We start from the raw sequence: 18,969 nt of genomic DNA on the forward strand, positions 1-18,969 counted from the left end.
AGTCGGCGATCCGGGAGCCGGCCGAGGCCGGCTGGCTTCCCGGTCGCCGACGTCCCGGCTCAGTGCCGCAGAACGCGTCGTTGAGCCCGGCGAAGCCGGACCTTAGAAGCCAGCCGCCACGAACCGCACGCATCGCAGGAGACCGACGTGAGTGAAGAGCCCTACCGCCCCGATGAGGACTACGAGCCCGAGTCCGCGGCGGCGGAGAACGGCGCGCAGCAGTACGACGAGGCGTCCTTCGCCGATCGCGTCAACGAGGCCATCGGCGAGGGTGTGGCCGACCTCGCGGTGGCCGACCTGATCCAGAAGGTGGCCGAGCGCACCAACGAGCTGCAGACCGCGCAGCACGAGCTGAGCGAGCGGACCGCCGACCTGCAGCGCCTGCAGGCCGAGTTCGTGAACTACAAGCGGCGGATCGAGCGCGACCGGCAGCAGGTCGTCGAGCTGGCCCAGGGCAAGGTGATCGGCGAGCTGCTCGGCGTGCTCGACGACATCGGCCGGGCCCGCGACCACGGCGAGCTGGAGGGCGGCTTCCGGCGGGTCGCCGAGTCGCTGGAGTCCGTGCTGACCAAGATGGGCCTCGAGCAGTTCGGCGCGACCGGCGAGCAGTTCGACCCGAACCTGCACGAGGCGCTGATGCACCAGTCCACCGACGAGCTCGAGCCCGACACGGTGGCCGCCGTGCTCCAGCCGGGGTACCGGTTCGGAGAGCGCGTGCTCCGGGTGGCGCGGGTCGCGGTGGCGCAACCCGGCGACTCGGATTGAGAAACCAGTGCGGCTGGCTGCGAAAGGCTGAGGCTTAAGCGATGAGCACCAAAGACTATGTGGAGAAGGACTACTACAAGGTGCTCGGCGTTGCCAAGGACGCGACGACCGCCGACATCAAGAAGGCGTACCGGAAGCTGGCCCGCCAGTACCACCCGGACGCCAACAAGGGCGACACGAAGGCCGAGGAGAAGTTCAAGGAGATCTCCGAGGCCTACGACGTCCTGTCCGACGACAAGCGCCGCAAGGAGTACGACGAGGCCAGGTCGCTGTTCGGCGGCGGCTTCCGCGCCCCGGGCGGCGGCGGGTTCCCGTTCGACCTCGGCGACCTGCTGAACAACCAGGGCGGCGGCGGGGCCGGCGGCCTCGGGGACATCCTCGGCGGCCTGTTCAACCGCGGCCGCACCCCCGGGCAGCCGGGCCCGACCGGCACGGCCGGCACCGGGCGCCGCGGCTCGGACATCGAGTCCGAGGCCTCGATCAGCTTCATGCAGTCGATCGACGGCGTGACCATCCCGCTCCGGATGACCAGCGAGCAGCCGTGCCGGGCCTGCTCCGGCACCGGCGCGAAGGCCGGCACCACCCCGCGGGTGTGCCCGACCTGCTCGGGCACCGGGCAGACCAGCACCAACCAGGGCGGCTTCGCCTTCTCCGAGCCCTGCCGCGAGTGCAAGGGCCGCGGCCTGGTGGTGGACACCCCCTGCCCGACCTGCCACGGCTCGGGCCGCGCGGCCTCCACCCACACGCTGCAGGCCCGCATCCCCTCCGGGGTCAAGGACGGCCAGCGGATCCGGCTCAAGGGCAAGGGCGCGCCGGGCGAGCGCGGCGGACCTTCCGGGGACCTCTACGTGGTGGTGCACGTGAAGCCGCATCCGGTCTTCGGGCGCGACGGCGACAACCTGACGGTGACCGTGCCGGTGACCTTCCCCGAGGCGGTGCTCGGCGCCGACATCAAGGTGCCGGTGCTCGGCGGGATGCCGGTGACCGTGAAACTGCCCGCGGGCAGCGCGAACGGGCGCACGATGCGGGTGCGCGGCAAGGGCGCGCCGCTGCGCGACGGCGGCCGTGGCGACCTGCTGGTCACCTTCGAGGTGGCCGTGCCGGTGCAGCTAAGCGAGGAGGCCACGGCGGCGCTGGAGTCCTTCCGGACCGCCACGGCGGACAACGACGTACGAGCCGATCTGCTGAAGCAGGCCAACCACGGAGGTGCGTGAGATGGACATCCACGACAACGGGCGCGGGATCCCGGACGAGGCGCCGATCTACGTGATCTCGATGGCGGCGGAGCTGTCCGGGCTGCACCCGCAGACCCTGCGGCAGTACGACCGGCTCGGCCTGGTCAGCCCGGACCGCGCGCCCGGCCGCGGCCGGCGCTACTCGGCCAGGGACATCGAGCGGCTGCGCGAGGTGCAGCGCCTGTCCCAGGACGAGGGCGTGAACCTGGCCGGCATCAAGCACATCAGGGGCCTGCAGGACGAGGTCTCCGGGCTGCGGGCGCGGGTGGCCGAGCTCGAGGCGGCGCTGGCCGCGGTGGCGGCGACCACGATCCCGGTCGCGGTCCCGGTCGCCGGCCAGTCCGCGCAGGTGCCGCAGCAGACGGCGGCCGTGCACCAGCATGTGCCCAACCCGCTGCTGCCCGCGCTGCCGGCCTTCGGCCGGTCCACCGCGCTCGTCGTCTGGCGTCCGAAGCAGCACTGAGAGGCCGCACGTGGAAGTCGATCAGCTGACCACAAAGGCAAGGCAGGCCCTGTCCGGCGCGATCCAGGACGCCGGCGTCTCCGGCAATCCCCAGGTGGAGTCTGCGCATCTGCTCAAGGCCCTGCTGGCGCAGCCGGACGGGACCGCCGCTCCGCTGCTCGAGGCGGTGGGCGCGGACCCGGCCGCGGTCGCGGCGGCGACCCGGGATCTGGTGTCCCGGCTGCCGATGGCCTCCGGATCCACGGTCGCCGAGCCCGCTTTGAGCCGCGGCATCCGCTCGGTGCTGAACACCGCGGAGGGCGAGGCGAAGCGTCTGGGCGACGAGTACATCTCCACCGAGCACCTGCTGGTGGGCATCGCGGGCGGCGCGGACGACGCGGCGAAGCTGCTGGTGCGGCTCGGCGCGACGGTCCAGGCGCTGCGCGAGGCCTTCGGCCAGGTGCGCGGCTCGACCCGGATCACGTCGCAGGACCCGGAATCCACGTACCAGGCGCTGGAGAAGTACGGCATCGACCTGACCGCGCAGGCCCGCGAGGGCAGGCTGGACCCGGTCATCGGCCGCGACGCCGAGATCCGCCGCGTCGTGCAGGTGCTCTCCCGGCGCACCAAGAACAACCCGGTCCTGATCGGCGAGCCCGGCGTGGGCAAGACCGCCGTCGTCGAGGGACTGGCCCAGCGCATCGTGGCCGGCGACGTGCCGGAGTCGCTGCGCAACAAGCGGCTGGTGTCGCTGGACCTCGGCGCGATGGTCGCGGGCGCCAAGTACCGCGGCGAGTTCGAGGAGCGGCTCAAGGCCGTGCTCTCCGAGATCAAGGAGAGCGACGGGCAGGTCGTCACCTTCATCGACGAGCTGCACACCGTCGTCGGGGCGGGTGCCAGCGGGGACTCCTCGATGGACGCGGGCAACATGCTCAAGCCGATGCTGGCGCGCGGCGAGCTGCGCATGGTCGGCGCCACCACGCTGGACGAGTACCGCGAGCGGATCGAGAAGGACCCGGCGCTGGAGCGGCGCTTCCAGCAGGTGCTGGTCGGCGAGCCGAGCGTCGAGGACACCGTCACGATCCTGCGCGGGCTCAAGGGCCGGTACGAGGCGCACCACCAGGTGCAGATCGCGGACGGCGCGCTGATCGCGGCCGCCGCGCTCTCGGACCGCTACATCACCTCGCGCTTCCTGCCGGACAAGGCGATCGACCTCGTCGACGAGGCGGCCTCCCGGCTGCGCATGGAGATCGACTCGCAGCCGGTCGAGATCGACGAGCTGCGCCGCGCCGTGGACCGCCTGCTGATGGAGGAGATGGAGCTCAGCAAGGCGAAGGACCCGGTCTCGCAGGAGCGCCTGGAGCGGCTGCGCCGCGAGCTGGCCGACAAGCAGGAGCAGCTGTCCGCGCTCACCGCGCGCTGGGAGCAGGAGAAGTCCGGGCTCAACCGGCTCGGCGAGCTCAAGAAGCGGCTCGACGACCTCAACGGCCAGGCCGAGCGGGCCAAGCGGGACGGCGACTTCGCGACCGCCTCCCGGCTGGAGTACGGCGAGGTGCCCGCCCTGCAGCGGGAGCTGGCCGAGGCCTCGCGGGCCGTGAACGAGCGGGACGCGATGGTCAAGGAGGAGGTCGGCGCCGACGACATCGCCGAGGTGGTCGCCGCCTGGACCGGGATCCCGGCCGGCCGGCTGCTCGAGGGCGAGTCGGAGAAGCTGCTCCGGATGGAGGACGAGCTCGGCCGCCGGCTGATCGGCCAGCGCACCGCCGTGCGCGCGGTCTCCGACGCGGTCCGCCGCGCCCGCGCCGGGATCGCCGACCCGGACCGGCCCACCGGCTCGTTCCTGTTCCTCGGCCCGACCGGCGTCGGCAAGACCGAGCTCGCCAAGTCCCTGGCGGACTTCCTGTTCGACGACGAGCGGGCGATGGTCCGCATCGACATGTCGGAGTACAGCGAGAAGCACTCGGTGGCCCGGCTCGTCGGCGCCCCGCCCGGGTACGTCGGCTACGACGAGGGCGGCCAGCTGACCGAGGCCGTGCGGCGGCGGCCGTACACGGTCGTGCTGCTCGACGAGGTAGAGAAGGCGCATCCCGAGGTCTTCGACATCCTGCTGCAGGTGCTCGACGACGGAAGGCTGACGGACGGCCAGGGCCGGACGGTCGACTTCCGCAACACGATCCTGATCCTCACCTCGAACCTGGGCAGCCAGTTCCTGGTCGATCCAGCGCTGAGCGAGCAGGCCAAGAAGGACCTCGTGATGCAGACCGTGCGCGCGTCGTTCAAGCCGGAGTTCCTCAACCGGCTCGACGACATCGTGCTCTTCGATCCGCTGGGCACCGACGAGCTCGGGCTGATCGTGCGTCAGCAGGTTGCCTCGCTGCAGAAGCGGCTGGCCGACCGGCGGCTCACGCTCCGGGTCACCGACGCCGCGCAGGAGTGGCTGGTGCTCACCGGCTACAGCACCGCGTACGGCGCGCGCCCGCTGCGCCGCCTGGTGCAGACCGCGATCGGCGACCAGCTGGCTAAGGAGATCCTGGGCGGCCAGGTCCCGGACGGCGCGACGGTCACCGTCGACGTCGACCAGGACCAGTCCGATCCGACCGCCGAGCACCTGGTGATCGGCGTCGAGGACTGACGCGGGGCCCGTGCTCCAGACGTACGGAGTGGTAGTCACTCCTTAGTGTGATCGGCTCCAGCGTGCCGTCATCGCGCTCCCCGATGCGTGTCCCCGTCCGTGACACAACGGATCGAGTACGCATCGGAGGCGCGAAGTGCTTGAGCTCGTCGTACCGTATCGCGATACCAGGGCCGCGGAACTCTGCTGGAGCCTGTCCCTGCCGGTCCAGCCCGCGCTCGCCGTGCGCAGCGTGGAGCTGGCCGGGCTGACCCTGGAAATCCGGCTGCTCGGTGCCTCGCACCAGGTGCTGGCCTGGGCCGAGGAGGGCACCGGGCTGCTGTTCACGGAGACGGTCGCCTGCCTGCCCGGGCGGGCCGGGCCGCTGCCGGAGCGGCACACGGTTCGGCTGCCCGGCGGCGGGTACACGGTGGAGTCGCAGACGCAGGTCCTGGACGGGCCCGCGTTCGAGCGCGCGGTGGAGCGGATCCGCCGCGCCGTGCAGGCCAATCGCGCCAGCCTGGCCGGGTGCTATCCCGGCGCACCGGGGGCGCTTACCGCGGTTCTGCCCGAGGCCGCGCCGAGCGGCGTACGCTGGACCACCTGGCACAGCTATCCGCAGGACGGGCGGCTGGTGCGCACCAGAACAGCGTTCCGGCGTACGCTGAGCCCGATGCAGCGAGGCAGGAGCGACCGCCGCGACGGTATCCGCTACGCGCGCGTAGACGGTGATGGGGAAGGCGTAGATGGCGTACGAAGCTACGGTGCCGGTTCACCGCCGGCTTCTGTGGTCTGCTGTCACCGACCCTGAGCGGCTTCTCGGCGCGGTGCCGAACCTCGTCGTGGAGGCCAGCACGGATCAGGGCGTGGCCGCCCGGTTCCGGCTGCGCGCCGGGGACCGCAGCATCACCTTCCGCGGCATCGCCCGGCTCGTCGAACTGGCCCCGGAGCAGCTGCGCGCGATCTTCGAGATCGAGGCCGTGCACGGCCGCTCGGACGGCGCGCTCGACGGCCGGGTGGAACTGCGCCTGATCGCCGCCGGCGGCGGGACGCGGGTGCTGATCACGCCGTCGCTGGAGCTGTCGGGCCGGGCGCCGACGATCCCGGCCGAGCGGCTGGCCGAGGCCGGGCAGCGGCTGATACCGCGCTGGTTCGAGCAGCTGGCGAGCACCGCGCCGGAGCCGCGGCAAGGTCCGGCGACGCTCACCGTCGTGCCGGACGCGGCGCCCGCGGCCGTTCCGCCGCAGCCGGTCCAGCCGGCGCAGCTCCCGGAGCCCGCGGTCGGCGGCCCGACCCCGCCGGCCGAGCCGCACGTGCCGACGCTCACGCTGATCACCGGCGACGCCGAGGACGCGGCGCCGAGCCCGAAGGCCCCGCTGCGCCTCGTCTCGGACTCGGACGAGGCGGCCGACGCGGAGCCCGCGGCCGAGGCGGACCTGTGGAGCCGCGGCCGCGGCCCGCTGCTCTCGATCCCGCTGTGGGTCTTCGGCGCCACCGCGCTGGGCCTGTTCGGCCTCGCCACGCTGCTGCTGCGCCGGCTGCTGCGCCGCCGCTGATCTGCGACGGAGCGGCGGACAGGCCACTGTCGGCCGGCTTTGTCCCAACGGCTGTAGCGCCCCTTGGCGCCGCTTGCCCTAAAGAGTGAGTCTTGTCATCGGATCGAGTGGTTGTCGGCTGAATCTCCGTCGAATGGCCGATTCTTCAGCTTAAGGTGAGCCGCATTCGCCGGATCTTCGACACCAGGAGCCGAAAGCCATGTACGTGGAAGGGTGGAACGCCCACCGAGTCGTCCGTCCCAGTCGGCTGGCCAACGCCGTGATCGAACGGCTGCTGCTGCGCATACTGGACGGCGAGTTCCAGCCCGGCGGCGACCTGCCGCCGGAGGCCGCCCTGGCGCAGGAGTTCGCGGTCAGCCGCACCATCCTCCGCGAGGCGCTCAAGGCGCTGGAGGAGAAGCGGGTGCTGCGCATCCGGCACGGACGGGGCACGACGGTCCGTGCGAAGAACGAGTGGAACATCCTCGACCCGATGGTGCTCAGCGTGCTGCTGGAGTACGGCGGCTCGGCGACCCTCGCGACCGAGCTCGAAGAGGTGCGCACCGCGCTGCAGAGCCTGATGGCCGACCTCGCCGCGAGCCGCATCACCCCGGAGCAGCGCCGCGATCTCGACCTGTGCCTGAGCCGGATGCGCTCCGCACTGCCCGCCGAGCCGGGACTCGGCGACCCGGTCGCCTACCGCGAGGCGGCGCACCTGTTCGCCCGCGTGCTCTCCGAGGCCGCCGGCAACGAGGTCGCGCGCTGCGTGGTGGAGACCATCGACGTGCCGCTGCCCGAGGACGACCCGGATCACGCCAGCGCCTCGATCGCGCGCACCCAGGAGTTCGCCGAGCGGCTCTACGCACGGATCACCGGACTGCCCATCCCGGCCCAGACGATCCCGGCCGACGAGTCGCTGGTCGACCTCGCCGAGCCGCAGGGCCCTAACGGCGGGGCCCCGGTCTCGCTGCCGAGCCAGCCCCCGGTGCTCACCACTCCGCTGCGCCGCCGGCCGATGGTCGCCGGGATCTCCCGCTGAGGGCTCCCTTGAAATTGCGCCGGAGGATCCTGACGGTCGTGTGAGCCGCATGACCGTTAGGATCTGAGGCCATGACCGTCAACTACCCGCAGCCCAGCGCCGAGCGTTCCGCCCTCCTCGAGCAGATCAAGGAGAAGGCGCTGTTCCGCGGCGAGTTCACGCTCAGCTCCGGCCTGAAGGCCGACTACTACGTGGACCTGCGCCGGATCAACCTGCGCGGCGCGACGGCCCCGCTGGTCGGCCGGGTGATGCTGGAGACGGTCGGGGACCTCGACTTCGACGCCGTCGGCGGGCTGACCATGGGCGCCGACCCGATGGCCACCGCGATCATGTACGCGGCGATCGCGCAGGGCCGGGACATGGACGCGTTCGTGGTCCGCAAGGCGGACAAGGCGCACGGCCTGCAGCGGCGGATCGAGGGCCCGGACGTGGCCGGACGCAGGGTGCTGATCGTGGAGGACGCCTCCACCACCGGGAACTCGCCGCTGGCCGCGGTCGAGGCGGCGCGCGAGGCGGGCGCCGAGGTGGTCGCCGTCGCGTGCATCATCGAGCGCGGCGCGGCCAAGGCGATCGAGGCGGCCGGACTGCCCTACTACGCGGCATACAGCGAGGCGGACCTCGGCGTCTGAGTAGCGCCTTAACATCGGCGGTCGAGCACGTATCAGCCGCGTCGCAATCCTGAAGTCCTCCTTCAGGAGGACGCGGCGCGCCCCGATTTCGCCTGTAGTCTGCTTCGGTGACCATCGAAGCGTTAAACGTCCTCAGCCCGGCGTCGCTGATCAGCACATTCGGTGTGGTCGGCGTCTGGGTCATCATCTTCGTGGAACTCGCCGTGATCGTCGGGTTCTTCCTGCCCGGTGACTCGCTGCTGTTCATCGCGGGTGTGGCGGCCTCCGGTGCGGCCAACACCCTGGTCGGCACGCACCTGAACTTCGCCGCGCTGCTGATCGGAACGCCGATCGTGGCCATCGTCGGCTCGCAGGTCGGCCACTTCACCGGCGCCAAGCTGGGCCGTCGGCTGTTCGACAAGCCTGACTCGCGCTTCTTCAAGCGCAAGTACGCCGTGCGCGCGGAGTTCTACTTCAACAAGTACGGCGCCGCGAAGGCCGTCGTGGTGAGCCGGTTCATCGTCGGCGTGCGCACCTTCGTCAACCCGCTCGCCGGCATGCTGGAGATGTCCTCGCGCACCTTCTTCCTCTGGAGCACCCTGGGCAACGTCTTCTGGGTCGAGCTGATGCTGGTGCTCGGCTACGAGCTCGGCGACAAGGTCAAGGGCAACATCGACAGCGTCATCCTGCCGATCGCGCTGGTCGTCGCCGTGATCACGCTGATCCCGCTGGCCCTGGAGATGCTCAAGGAGCGCAAGGCGGCCAAGCGCGGCGAGGAGACGGAGCTGCAGGTCTTCGAGCGTCAGCAGGAGGCCGAGTACCACGCCAGGGTCGGCGCGCAGGACGTCGCGGTGGCGGGGGTCTCGCCTGCTGGAGCGCGGCACCGGAAGTAGATTGTCTCTGCGAGGATAAAGACGCTACGCAGAGTCGCTTGGATAATTTGGAGTCCCCATGCCCATCGCAAGCCCTGAAGTCTACGCGGAGATGATCGACCGGGCGAAGGCCGGAGCCTTCGCGTACCCGGCGATCAACGTCACCTCCAGCCAGACGCTGAACGCCGCCATCCGCGGCTTCGCGGAGGCGGAGAGCGACGGCATCGTCCAGGTCTCGACCGGCGGCGCCGAATACCTCAGCGGCAGCCTGAAGGACATGGTCACCGGCGCCGTCGCGCTGGCCGAGTACGCCCACGTGGTCGCCGCCAAGTACGACGTGAACATCGCGCTGCACACGGACCACTGCCCGAAGGACAAGCTGGACGGCTACATGCGCCCGCTGGTCGCGCTCTCCCAGGAGCGCGTCGCCAAGGGCCTCGAGCCGCTGTTCCAGTCGCACATGTGGGACGGCTCCGCGGTGCCGCTCGACGAGAACCTGCGGATCGCGCAGGAGCTGATCGAGCAGTGCGCCAAGGCCCGGATCATCATGGAGCTGGAGATCGGCGTCGTCGGCGGCGAGGAGGACGGCGTCGCCAACGAGATCAACGAGAAGCTCTACACCACGCCCGAGGACGTCATCAAGACGGTCGAGGCGATCGGCCTCGGCGAGAAGGGCCGCTACCTGCTCGCCGCGACCTTCGGCAACGTGCACGGCGTCTACAAGCCGGGCAACGTGAAGCTGCGCCCGTCCATCCTCAAGGACATCCAGGACGCGGTCGCCGCCAAGTTCGGCAAGGGCCCCAAGCCCTTCGACCTGGTCTTCCACGGCGGCTCCGGCTCGCTGCTCGAGGAGATCCGCGAGGCGCTGGACTACGGCGTGGTGAAGATGAACGTCGACACCGACACCCAGTACGCGTTCACCCGGCCGATCGCCGACCACATGCTCCGCAACTACGACGGCGTGCTCAAGGTCGACGGCGAGGTGGGCAACAAGAAGCAGTACGACCCGCGCGCCTACGGCAAGTCCGCGGAGGCCGGCATGGCCGCCCGCGTGGTCACGGCCTGCCAGGACCTGCGGTCGGCTGGCACCCGCCTGAAGTAGCGGGTAAACTCACGTTGCAAGAGGCCCGGCGCGCTTGCGCTCCGGGCCTTAAATCTTTTGTAGTACCCGGAGGTGTACCCGGAATGCCGGCACTCGTGCTCGTCGGCGCCCAGTGGGGCGATGAGGGCAAGGGGAAGGCCACCGACCTTCTCGGTGGATCCGTCGACTACGTTGTTCGCTACCAGGGCGGCAACAACGCGGGCCACACCGTGGTCATCGGCGACCAGAAGTACGCCCTGCACCTGCTGCCGTCGGGCATCCTCAGCCCCGAGTGCGTGCCGGTGATCGGCAACGGCGTGGTGATCGACCCCGCCGTGCTCTTCCAGGAGCTCGACGCCCTGATCGACCGCGGCGTGGACGTGTCCAAGCTCGTCATCTCGGCGAACGCGCACCTGATCACGCCCTACCACCGGACCATCGACAAGGTCTCCGAGCGCTTCCTGGGCAAGAACCGCATCGGCACCACGGGCCGCGGCATCGGCCCGACCTACGCGGACAAGATCAACCGGATCGGCGTGCGGGTCCAGGACCTGTTCGACCCGGGGATCCTGGCGCAGAAGGTCGAGGGCGCGCTGCGCGACCGGAACCAGATGCTGGTGAAGATCTACAACCGCCGGGCCATCGCGGCCGAGGCGATCGTGGAGGAGTACCTGGGCTACGCCGAGCGGCTGCGGCCCTACGTCGCGGACACCTCGCTGCTGCTGAACAACGCGCTCGACGAGGGCAAGGTGGTGCTGCTCGAGGGCGGCCAGGGCACGCTGCTCGACGTGGACCACGGCACCTATCCGTTCGTGACCTCCTCGAACCCGACCGCGGGCGGCGCCTGCTCGGGCTCCGGGATCGGCCCGACCCGGATCACCCGGAGCATCGGCATCCTCAAGGCCTACACCACCCGGGTGGGCGCCGGGCCGTTCCCGACCGAGCTGTTCGACGAGGACGGCGAGGCGCTGCGCCGGATCGGCGGCGAGTACGGCGTGACCACCGGCCGGGACCGCCGCTGCGGCTGGTTCGACGCGCCGATCGCGCGGTACGCCGCTCGGGTCAACGGCCTCACGGACTTCTTCCTGACGAAGCTGGACGTGCTGACCGGCTGGAAGCAGATCCCGGTCTGCGTCGCGTACGAGGTGGACGGCGTCCGGCACGACGAGCTGCCGATGACGCAGACCGACTTCCACCACGCGAAGCCGGTCTACGAGTTCCTGCCCGGCTGGGACGAGGACATCAGCAAGGCGCGCGACTTCGCCGACCTGCCGGACACCGCGCAGGCCTACGTGCGCCGCCTCGAGGAGCTGTCCGGCGCGCCGATCTCCGCGATCGGCGTCGGCCAGGACCGGAACGCGACGATTCAGATCCGGTCGTTCCTCTGAGCAACCTGCCGTAATCGGGCCGTCCAGCCGTACAGAATGTCGGTTGGGCGGCCCGTTCGGGATTTCCTACTCTGGAAGCATGACCGACACCGCCCTGCCTGACATGCAGCACCTCCCGACCCCCGACCCCGACACGGGCAAGGCGGTGGCCGAACTCGACCGCGCCCACGTCTTCCACTCGTGGTCGGCCCAGGACCAGATCGCCCCGCTGCCGGTGGCCGGCGCCGCCGGGTCCCGCTTCTGGGACTACGAGGGCAACGTCTACCTGGACTTCGCCAGCCAGCTCGTCTACACCAACATCGGGCACCAGCACCCGAAGGTGGTCGCGGCGATCCAGGAGCAGGCCGCGAAGCTGTGCACCATCGCCCCCGGCTTCGGCAACGACGTGCGCGCCGAGGCGGCCGAGCTGATCACCGACCACGCGCCGGAGGGCCTGAACCGGGTCTTCTTCACCAACGGCGGCGCCGACGCGATCGAGAACGCCGTCCGGATGGCCCGGATCCACACCGGCCGCCCGAAGGTGCTCACCGCGTACCGCTCGTACCACGGCAACACCGCGACCGCGATCACCATGACCGGCGACCCGCGCCGCTGGGCGAACGAGGCCGCCGGGCACCACGACGGCAACGTGCACAAGTTCTTCGGCCCGTACCTCTACCGCTCGGCCTTCTACGCGACCACCGAGGCCGAGGAGTCCGAGCGCGCGCTGGCCCACCTCGAGCAGACGATCGTGCTGCAGGGTGCCACCACCATCGCGGCGATCGTGCTGGAGACCGTGGTCGGCACCAACGGCATCCTGGTCCCGCCGCCCGGCTACCTCGCGGGGGTCCGCGCGCTGTGCGACAAGTACGGCATCCTCTACATCGCGGACGAGGTGATGGCCGGGTTCGGCCGCACCGGCCGGTGGTTCGCGGTGGACAACTGGAACGTGACGCCGGACCTGATCGCCTTCGCCAAGGGCGTGAACTCGGGCTATGTCCCGCTCGGCGGCGTGATCATCTCGGACCACGTGCACGACACCTTCCGCAACAAGGCGTTCCCCGGCGGCCTGACGTACTCCGGCCACCCGCTCGCCTGCGCCGCGGCCGTCGCGACGATCAAGGCCATGCGCGAGGAGGGCATCGTCGAGCACGCGGCGTGGCTCGGTGAGAACGTCTTCGCCCCCGGCCTGGCCGCCCTGGCCGAGAAGCACCCGTCGGTCGGCGAGGTCCGCGGCCTCGGCGCGTTCTGGGCCCTGGAACTGGTCAAGAACCGCGAGACCCGCGAGATGTTCGTGCCCTACGCGGCCGCCGGCGCCGACGCGGCCCCGATGAACGCCGTGTTCGCGGAGGCCAAAAAGCACGGCGCGTGGCCGATGCCGCACTTCAACCGGCTGCAGCTGACCCCGCCGCTGATCCTCACCGAGGACGAGGCGCGCCAGGGCCTCGAGGCCGTCGACGCGGCGCTGACCGTGGCCGACTCGTACTACGAGGGCTGAGCACCGAACACGGGCGGCCGCTTCTCGTTGAAGGCCCTGATGCCTTCGGCGCGATCCGCGGAGAACGCGGCCGCCCGCCACGCCGAGTCCTCGACGTCGAGCCCCGCGGCGAGCGGCAGATCGACGCCGGTCCGCAGCGCCCGCTTGGCGTTGCGGACGGCGACGGGGGAGTTGGCCGCGATCCTGCGCGCCAGCTCCAGCGCGGCGGCGGGCGCGGTGCCGACCTCGTCCACCGGGCGATCGACGATGCCGAGCGCGCAGGCCTCGGCGAACCCGACGCGCCGTCCCGTGTAGAGCAGGTCGCCCGCACGCGACGGGCCGATCTTGCGGGCCAGCAGCTGGGTTCCGCCGCCTCCGGGCACCAGGCCGACCGTGACCTCGGGCAATCCGAATACCGCGGTCTCGTCGGCGGCGATCAGGTCGCAGCACAGAGCGAGTTCGAGGCCGCCGCCGAGCGCATAGCCGCCCACCGCGGCGATGATCGGCACCGGCAGGCCGAGGATCGATCCGAACAGCTCGCGGAACGCGATGCGCTGCGCGAGGAACTCGGCGTCGCTGAACCCGTTGCGCTCCTTGAGGTCCGCGCCCACGCAGAAGGCCTTCTCGCCGTTGGCGCGGAGCACGGCGGCACGCAGCGATCCGTCCGCCGCGAGCTCGCCCATCCGCGCGGCGAGTTCACCGGCGAACGCGGTACTGATCGCATTGAGCGCTTCCGGCCTGTTCAGGACGACTTCCGCGACGGCACCAGCCCTGCTCACCTCGATCATCGCCATGTGCCCAGTCTGCCAGCCGGTGTTGGCCGGAAGTACGATGCGCCCAGGCTCGAACGTACCTAACCTGTGTAACGTGAGGGTCCTTCGTCAATTACGCACGGCGATCTTCGGGCCGGGGCTTCGCCGGTTCCGGTTGCTGCTGGCCGTGCGGCTGATCGGCCAGTTCGGGGACGGCGCGTTCCAGGCCGCGCTGGCCACCTACGTCGTGTTCTCTCCGCAGAACGCGGCCACGCCGGGCAAGGTGGCGGAGGCCTTCGCGGTGCTGCTGCTGCCGTTCACCGTCGTCGGGCCGTTCGCCGGGGTCTTCCTCGACCGGTGGCGGCGCAGGCAGATGCTGGTCTGGGCGAATGTCGTGCGCGCCGGACTCGTGCTGGGCGTCGCGGCGTGCGCGGCGGCCGGGTCGACCGGCTTCCTGTTCTACCTGGCCGCGCTGGCCGGCTTCTCGGCGAACCGCTTCATCCTGGCCGGGCTCTCCGCCGGGCTCCCGCACACGGTCAACCGCTCCCAACTCGTCGCAGCCAACGCGGTCTCCCCCACACTCGGCACGTTGGCGACGACAGTCGGCGCCGGCGTGAGCGTCGTCGTGCACGCGGTGGTGGGGCACGGCCAGGGCTCGGTGAGCGGCGTACTCGTGTGCACGGCCTGCCTGTACGCGCTCAGCGCACTGGTCGCGCTGACCATGCCGGCCGACGGGCTCGGCCCCGCGACACCCTCCAGAACTGCCTGGCGCACCGCCCTGGCCAGCGTCGTGCACGGCGTGGCCGCCGGCGCCAAGCACGTGGTCGAACGGCCGGCCGCCCGGCGTCCGCTGGCCGCGATCGCGGTCAGCCGCTTCTGCTACGGCGCCGTGACGATCATGACGCTGCTGCTGTTCCGCAACGCCTTCAACGATCCGAAGGACACCAACGCGGGCCTGGCCGGCTTCGCCTTCGCGGTGGGCGTCTCCGGGGTCGGCTTCGGACTCGGCGCGCTGGCCACCCCGTTCGTCGCCCGCAAGATCAGCCTGCACCGCTGGATCCCGTTGTGCCTCGTGTCCGCCGGCGTCGCAGAGCTCGTCTTCGGCGCGCCGTTCCGCGAGCCGACGCTGCTGATCGGGGCGTTCCTGCTCGGCTTCTTCTCGCAGGGCCAGAAGGTCAGCACGGACACCCTCGTGCAGCGCAACGTGGACGACGACTACCGCGGCCGGGTGTTCGTGTTCTACGACATGCTCTACAACGGCTCGTTCGTGGTCGCCGCCGCGTTCGCCGCCGCGACACTGCCGATGGACGGCAGGTCGTTCGCCGTCCTCGGCATCGTGTGCGGCGCCTACATCCTGGCCGGTGTCTGGTACGCGCTCAGGACTCCGAAGGAGTCGGGCCCGGAGCCGCCTGCGCCGATTCCGGCTGGCGAGCCCACCACTCCCGCAATTCGCTGACCGCCCGGTCGTGCCCGAGCGGACCTTCATCAAGCCGCAGCTCCAGCAGGAATCTGTAGGCGCGTCCGATTACCGGGCCCGGGCCGATGCCGAGCAGCTCCATGACCTCGTTGCCGTCCAGGTCGGGGCGGATCGCGTCGAGCTTCTCCTGCTCCTGCAGCCGGGCGATGCGGACCTCGAGCTCGTCGTACGAGGCGGCCAGCGCGGCGGCCCGGCGCCGGTTGCGGGTCGTGCAGTCGGAGCGGGTCAGCTTGTGCAGGCGGCCGAGCAGCGGGCCGGCATCGCGCACGTAGCGGCGCACGGCCGAGTCCGTCCACTCGCCGTCGCCGTACCCGTGGAACCGCAGATGCAGCTCGACCAGCCGGGAGACGTCGTCGACGAAGTCCTTGGAGTACTTCAGCTCGCGCAGCCGCTTGCGGGTCATCTTCGCGCCGACGAGTTCGTGGTGGTGGAACGAGACGCCGCCGCCCGGCTCGAACCTGCGGGTGCGCGGCTTGCCGATGTCGTGCAGCAGCGCGGCCATCCGCAGCACCAGGTCCGGCCCGTCGTCCTCAAGCTCGATCGCCTGCTCGACGACGATCAGCGTGTGCTCGTAGACGTCCTTGTGCCGGTGATGCTCGTCGATCTCCAGCCGCAGTTTGGGAAGTTCCGGCAGGAACTGGTCGGCGAGAGCGGTGCCGACGAGCAGTCCGAGGCCGCGCCGCGGGTCCGCGGAGAGGAGAAGCTTGGAGAATTCCGCCTGAACGCGCTCGGCGGAGACGATGGACAGCCGGCCGGCCATCGAGCGCATCGCCGCCTCGACCTCCGGCGCCACCGTGAATCCGAGCTGCGCGGCGAACCGGGCCGCGCGCAGCATCCGCAGGGGGTCGTCGCCGAAGGAATCCTGCGGCGTGCCGGGCGTGCGCAGCACCTTGCGGGCCAGGTCCTCGAAACCCTGGTGCGGGTCCACGAACTGCATCGACGGCAGCTGCACGGCCATCGCGTTCACCGTGAAGTCGCGGCGCACCAGATCGCCCTCGAGGCTGTCGCCGAAGTCCACCACCGGCTTGCGCGACTCGCGGTCGTACGCCTCGCTGCGGTACGTGGTGATCTCGAGCTTCAGCCCGTCCTTCTGCACGCCGACGGTGCCGAAGGCGATGCCCACGTCCCAGACGGCCTCGCCCCAGGGACGCACCAGCCGCATGATCTCCTCGGGCCGCGCGTCCGTGGTGAAGTCGAGGTCGTCGCCGAGCCGGCCGAGCAGCGCGTCCCGCACCGAGCCGCCGACCAGCGCGAGGTCGTGTCCGGCGGCTGCGAACAGCTCTCCCAGCTCGAGCGCGACGGGGTTGAGCTGCAGCAGGGCGAGTACCGCCGCCTGCTTGGGATCCGGAACCGAGGTAGACACGTCAACCAAGGGTAAATGCACCGGCCCTGTGCCTGCGCATCCCAGTCCCGCCGTGCTCAGAAGACTGCTCACATCCCCATAGGATTTCCCCGTGACCCGGCCCCTCCCGCCACACCGCACCATCCGCGCCGTGCTCGCTCTGACGCTCGTCGCCGCCGCCGGACTGCTCGGCCTGGCCGGCGCGGAGCCGGCGACCGCGGCGCAGAAGGTGACGGTCAGCCTCAGCACGATGACGCCGACCGTCGCGACGTCGAGCTCGCAGGAGCTGACCATGACGGGAAACGTGACGATCCCGTCCGGCAGCACGCACACGGACGTCATAGTGCAGCTCGCCTACGCGGCCGTGAAGCACCGCTCCGAGATGACCGACACGCCGAACGACAGCAACGATCAGCCGCTCTACTCGGTGCAGGACCAGCTGGGCACGCTCTCCTCAGGCAGCCACGCGTGGAGCCTGAAGACCTCCGTCGGCGCGATGGGGCTGACCCCCGGCACCGTCTACGCGCTGGACGTGCAGGTCTACTCCGGCGGGGACCCGATCGGCGTGATGCGCACCTACCTGCCCTACGAGATCGCCTCGGCCTCGGCCGCCACCACGAAGCTGACGGTCCTGGCGCCGGTCACCGCGACGTCCTCGGCCGACGGATACGAGGAAGCGAGCAGCGGCAACGCGTCGTACCCCGAGCTGACCCAGGACACACTGGCCTCGGAGATGGGCAAGAACGGAAGCCTGTACGAGCTGCTGGAGGCGGGCTCGCAGCTGCCGAAGGGCACGATCTCCTGGGTGCTCGACCCGGACCTGCTCGACACCGCGATGCAGATCTCGGGCGGCTACGTGGTCGCGCGCGGCGGCACCGCCACCGACGACGTGGGTCCGGACTCGAGCAACGCGACCGCGTGGCTCGCCGAGGCCAAGACGGTCCTCGGCAGCACGGACGGCGAGCTGTGGCAGCTGCCCTCGACCGACCCCGACCTCGGCTCGCTCTCGAACGCCACGACGGCGCAGGCCGAGCAGTTCCTGTCCGAGGCGGCGCGCGAGTCCGCCACCGGCACCACGGTGAAGTCGGTGGTCGGCCGGGACGCGCAGGGCCTGCTGGCCTGGCCCGCCGACGGCCAGGTCAACTCGACCACGCTCAAGCTCGCCGACTCCATCGACCCGGCCGCGGTGGTCGTCGACTCGAACTCGATCGGCCTGTCCGTGCCGAACCAGGAGTACACGCCGACCGGCCGGGCCTCGGCGAACGGCAAGAGCGACCTCGCCGTCGGCGACACCGCCCTCGACGCGATCATGTCCGGCGACTCGGCCGACGCGGGGTACGTCTCGAACGGCTCAGACTCCTCGCTGCTCGCCGGCCAGCGGCTGCTCGCGCAGACCGCGCTGATCTCGCTGGAGGAGCCGAACCTCGCGCGCTCGGTGATGATGACGCTGCCGCGCAACGCGACCACCTCGGCCGCGGACATGGGCGTGCTCAAGGTGCTGCAGAGCGCGTCGTGGGTCTCCTCCGCCGGCCTGTCCTCCCTGCTCAAGGAGTCCGCCGACTCCTCCGCCTCGACCGGCACGCCGTCCCGCAGCTCGTCCTTCGCCTCGACCGACCTGACCGGCAGCCAGCTCTCCTCGGCGATCAGCCTTCAGTCGCAGCTCACGCTCTATCAGTCGATACTGACCAAGTCGGACACGACGACGGCCGGCCTCGCCGACGCGGTGCTGCGCACGGTCTCCAACAGCTGGCGCGGCAACGCGGCGGGCTGGAAGACGTTCGAGTCGGCGGTCTCCAGCCGGCTCACGTCGCAGACCGCGCTGGTCTACCTGATCCCCAAATCCGATCTGACGCTCTCCGGAACCAGCGGGTCCATCCCGTTCACAATCGTGAATCACCTGTCTCAGGATGTGAGACTCGGCCTCACGGTGGAGACCAGTCCGTCGGGGCTGAACGTGACGCAGATCCCGGCGCGCACCTTCCCGGCCGGCGGCAGCACCACCGTCGAGGTGAAGGTCTCGACCAAGGTGGCCTCCAGCACGTACCAGGTCACGGCGTTCCTGGTCACCGCGAGCGGCGCGCACTACGGCACGGCGAAGTCCGGCGGCTTGCAGTCCCTGCAGGTCACCGTGACCTCGATCGGCTTCGTCGCGCTGCTGCTGTTCGCGGGCTCGGCGGCATTGCTCGTGTTCGCTGTAGGGTTGCGTATCTACCGGGGTAGGAAGGGCTCGCGAAGCGAGCCGGAGACCCGCGAGGGTGACTGACCGACGGGAACGCACCACGCGGGACGCCGACCCTGGAGAATAAAGGCAAGGCGCTCGGAGCAAGTCCGCGCGCGACGGCTGTCGCGGGCCGTGCGGCACAGGA

16 protein-coding genes are annotated in these 18,969 nt (G+C 70.8%); 14 read left to right on the forward strand and 2 right to left on the reverse strand.

What is annotated here, in order from left to right:
* Window positions 1–147: 147 nt before the first annotated feature.
* The 12 genes from grpE (at window position 148) to KDK95_RS00575 (ending at window position 13,053) form a co-directional block, all read left to right on the forward strand.
* Window positions 148–765 (forward strand): nucleotide exchange factor GrpE, encoded by a 618-nt coding sequence (grpE, locus tag KDK95_RS00520; protein WP_307844031.1) that lies wholly within the window; start codon window positions 148–150, stop codon window positions 763–765.
* A 41-nt stretch (window positions 766–806) separates the two neighbouring features.
* Window positions 807–1,979, forward strand: coding sequence for a molecular chaperone DnaJ (gene dnaJ / locus KDK95_RS00525; RefSeq protein ID WP_212515924.1), 1,173 nt, complete (start codon window positions 807–809; stop codon window positions 1,977–1,979).
* A 1-nt stretch (window position 1,980) separates the two neighbouring features.
* Window positions 1,981–2,463 (forward strand): heat shock protein transcriptional repressor HspR, encoded by a 483-nt coding sequence (locus tag KDK95_RS36600; protein WP_212515925.1) that lies wholly within the window; start codon window positions 1,981–1,983, stop codon window positions 2,461–2,463.
* Between the two features lie 10 nt (window positions 2,464–2,473).
* Window positions 2,474–5,074, forward strand: a complete 2,601-nt coding sequence (gene clpB / locus KDK95_RS00535; protein ID WP_307844032.1) for an ATP-dependent chaperone ClpB — start codon at window positions 2,474–2,476, stop codon at window positions 5,072–5,074.
* A gap of 136 nt (window positions 5,075–5,210) precedes the next feature.
* Window positions 5,211–5,864: a DUF2617 family protein gene (locus KDK95_RS00540; RefSeq protein ID WP_212515927.1), complete on the forward strand. Its 654-nt coding sequence runs from the start codon at window positions 5,211–5,213 to the stop codon at window positions 5,862–5,864.
* Window positions 5,800–6,609, forward strand: a complete 810-nt coding sequence (locus tag KDK95_RS00545; protein WP_212515928.1) for an SRPBCC family protein — start codon at window positions 5,800–5,802, stop codon at window positions 6,607–6,609. Before KDK95_RS00540 ends, KDK95_RS00545 begins: the two co-directional genes overlap by 65 nt.
* A gap of 199 nt (window positions 6,610–6,808) precedes the next feature.
* The gene (locus KDK95_RS00550; RefSeq protein ID WP_212515929.1) at window positions 6,809–7,627 is read left to right on the forward strand and encodes a FadR/GntR family transcriptional regulator; all 819 of its coding nucleotides are present in this window, start codon (window positions 6,809–6,811) and stop codon (window positions 7,625–7,627) included.
* A gap of 71 nt (window positions 7,628–7,698) precedes the next feature.
* Window positions 7,699–8,256 (forward strand): orotate phosphoribosyltransferase, encoded by a 558-nt coding sequence (gene pyrE / locus KDK95_RS00555; RefSeq protein ID WP_212515930.1) that lies wholly within the window; start codon window positions 7,699–7,701, stop codon window positions 8,254–8,256.
* A gap of 107 nt (window positions 8,257–8,363) precedes the next feature.
* Complete coding sequence (locus tag KDK95_RS00560) at window positions 8,364–9,128, forward strand: DedA family protein (RefSeq protein WP_212515931.1); 765 nt, start codon at window positions 8,364–8,366, stop codon at window positions 9,126–9,128.
* A gap of 58 nt (window positions 9,129–9,186) precedes the next feature.
* Window positions 9,187–10,209, forward strand: coding sequence for a class II fructose-bisphosphate aldolase (gene fbaA / locus KDK95_RS00565; protein ID WP_212515932.1), 1,023 nt, complete (start codon window positions 9,187–9,189; stop codon window positions 10,207–10,209).
* A gap of 83 nt (window positions 10,210–10,292) precedes the next feature.
* Entirely contained in the window at window positions 10,293–11,576 is a 1,284-nt protein-coding gene (locus tag KDK95_RS00570; protein ID WP_212515933.1) for an adenylosuccinate synthase, read from the forward strand.
* Window positions 11,577–11,655: 79 nt separating this feature from the next.
* On the forward strand, window positions 11,656–13,053 hold the full coding sequence (locus KDK95_RS00575; RefSeq protein WP_249159945.1) for an aspartate aminotransferase family protein: 1,398 nt from the start codon (window positions 11,656–11,658) through the stop codon (window positions 13,051–13,053).
* Here KDK95_RS00575 and KDK95_RS00580 read toward each other — a convergent pair.
* On the reverse strand, window positions 13,041–13,826 hold the full coding sequence (locus KDK95_RS00580) for an enoyl-CoA hydratase/isomerase family protein (RefSeq protein WP_212515934.1): 786 nt from the start codon (window positions 13,824–13,826) through the stop codon (window positions 13,041–13,043). The genes KDK95_RS00575 and KDK95_RS00580 overlap by 13 nt on opposite strands.
* Window positions 13,827–13,899: 73 nt before the next feature.
* Between KDK95_RS00580 and KDK95_RS37550 the strand changes: the two genes are divergently transcribed.
* Window positions 13,900–15,240 carry an MFS transporter gene (locus KDK95_RS37550; protein WP_212515935.1) on the forward strand — a complete coding sequence of 447 codons (1,341 nt, stop codon included), beginning with the start codon at window positions 13,900–13,902 and terminating at the stop codon, window positions 15,238–15,240.
* On the opposite strand, the gene KDK95_RS00590 is transcribed toward KDK95_RS37550, so the two are convergent.
* Window positions 15,161–16,624 (reverse strand): CCA tRNA nucleotidyltransferase, encoded by a 1,464-nt coding sequence (locus KDK95_RS00590; protein WP_307844035.1) that lies wholly within the window; start codon window positions 16,622–16,624, stop codon window positions 15,161–15,163. The two genes, KDK95_RS37550 and KDK95_RS00590, sit on opposite strands and share 80 nt — an antisense overlap.
* Before the next feature lie 91 nt (window positions 16,625–16,715).
* Between KDK95_RS00590 and KDK95_RS00595 the strand changes: the two genes are divergently transcribed.
* Window positions 16,716–18,866, forward strand: coding sequence for a DUF6049 family protein (locus KDK95_RS00595; RefSeq protein ID WP_212515937.1), 2,151 nt, complete (start codon window positions 16,716–16,718; stop codon window positions 18,864–18,866).
* Window positions 18,867–18,969: the final 103 nt, after the last annotated feature.

The sequence above is a fragment of the Actinospica acidithermotolerans genome, assembly GCF_018139625.1.
Classification (GTDB): Bacteria; Actinomycetota; Actinomycetes; order Streptomycetales; family Catenulisporaceae; genus Actinospica; species Actinospica acidithermotolerans.

What these genes read in the sequence shown, in the direction of transcription:
- dnaJ (WP_212515924.1), top strand. Translation starts at nt 807, where the DNA reads ATGAGCACCAAAGACTATGTGGAGAAGGACTACTACAAGGTGCTCGGC.
- KDK95_RS36600 (WP_212515925.1), top strand. Translation starts at nt 1,981, where the DNA reads ATGGACATCCACGACAACGGGCGCGGGATCCCGGACGAGGCGCCGATC.
- KDK95_RS00545 (WP_212515928.1), top strand. Translation starts at nt 5,800, where the DNA reads ATGGCGTACGAAGCTACGGTGCCGGTTCACCGCCGGCTTCTGTGGTCT.
- KDK95_RS00550 (WP_212515929.1), top strand. Translation starts at nt 6,809, where the DNA reads ATGTACGTGGAAGGGTGGAACGCCCACCGAGTCGTCCGTCCCAGTCGG.
- pyrE (WP_212515930.1), top strand. Translation starts at nt 7,699, where the DNA reads ATGACCGTCAACTACCCGCAGCCCAGCGCCGAGCGTTCCGCCCTCCTC.
- fbaA (WP_212515932.1), top strand. Translation starts at nt 9,187, where the DNA reads ATGCCCATCGCAAGCCCTGAAGTCTACGCGGAGATGATCGACCGGGCG.
- KDK95_RS00570 (WP_212515933.1), top strand. Translation starts at nt 10,293, where the DNA reads ATGCCGGCACTCGTGCTCGTCGGCGCCCAGTGGGGCGATGAGGGCAAG.
- KDK95_RS00575 (WP_249159945.1), top strand. Translation starts at nt 11,656, where the DNA reads ATGACCGACACCGCCCTGCCTGACATGCAGCACCTCCCGACCCCCGAC.
- KDK95_RS00580 (WP_212515934.1), bottom strand. Translation starts at nt 13,826, where the DNA reads ATGGCGATGATCGAGGTGAGCAGGGCTGGTGCCGTCGCGGAAGTCGTC.